Genomic DNA, 1,202 nt, shown 5'->3' on the forward strand with positions numbered 1-1,202 from the left:
AAAAATACCCAAATTACACCACGGCGGAACAGGAAAACGGTAGGCAGTAGCAGTAGAGGCAATAGCCAAAATCCGCCATTCAAACGAGAATCGGTTTTGACCTCTTGATTCTGTTTTGCTGCCAAGTTGTTCCCAGTATTATTCGTGTACGCTGCGATGCTATCCACGTCTCGGTTGTTGTGCTGAATAGGAACAAACATACCGCCCGTCTTGTTGGCTAGCGTTTGTAGGTTTTTCAGGTGTGTTTTGGCAACAACGGTCGAGCCTTGCGTGGTCTTAAGAAGCGAGCCGTCGGGTAGGGCAATCGGTGCGCCGTTTGCCGTGCCGATTGCAAGAACCGAGACTCGTATGTTTTTACCTTTAACTAAATTCAGAGAGCGTGCCAATTCTGAATCATCAAGATCATCGGCAAGAACCACAATGTCTCCTTGGTTTGCACCTGCTTGTGAAAATTGACTTAACGCCAATTCGATCGCAGCAGGGAGGTTCGAGCCTTGGAATGGCATCAGCTCTGGCGACAAGTTCTCGATGATACCTGCTAGTGTACTAGCATCCGTCGTTAGCGGACTCAAGCTGTAAGCATCGCCTGCATAGGCGATCAATCCAGTCGCCCCCTCTTTCCACTTCGGCAACAAGTCCAACGCTTTGTAACGTGTTTGAGTAAGGCGATTGGGTTTGATGTCGCTGGCGTACATCGAGCGAGACATATCTAGCACTAGCATACGATTTTGGCTTAGCTCGAAGCTTGGACGTGTATTTGATTGCCAGCTCGGCCCAGCGAGCGCTACGCAGGCAATCGCCCAAGCCAAGCCCCAAATCGTAAAATAGGGTTTGGACTGGGTGGTCTGCCCAAGCATTTTGGCGAGGTGCGGGGCAATCAGCGCGGATTTTTTCGCTCTAAATTTTTGATTAATCAGGAGTACGAAGGGGATTGCTATCAGTCCCAGTAACCAATATGGGTTAAGGAAAGTAAACTCAGCCATGTTTTCTCCTTAGCAGGAACAACAACATAGAAAGCACTAAAGCTGCACTCAATGGATATGGGAACCATTCGGACTGAGGCCGCCAAGTTTGGGGGTCGCTTGATACAGGTTCCAGTTTGTTGATTGTGTAGTAGATCTTTTCAAGTTGTTCGGCATCTCGCGCACGGAAGTACTGCCCGCCAGTCATTTCTGCAATCTTCGTGAGCGTTTGTTCATCAA

At 48.8% G+C, this 1,202-nt stretch carries 1 protein-coding gene and 1 pseudogene; both read right to left on the reverse strand.

Translation table 11 applies throughout. The features are described from left to right. A partial coding sequence (locus R7Q48_RS24435) for a VWA domain-containing protein (RefSeq protein ID WP_318132685.1) occupies nucleotides 1-983 on the reverse strand: 983 nt, incomplete at its 3' end. Next, nucleotides 976-1,202 (reverse strand): annotated as a pseudogene (locus R7Q48_RS24440) (IMP dehydrogenase); the annotation flags it as partial. The gene R7Q48_RS24435 and the pseudogene R7Q48_RS24440, both read right to left, overlap by 8 nt.

The sequence above is a fragment of the Vibrio sp. 378 genome, assembly GCF_033339435.1.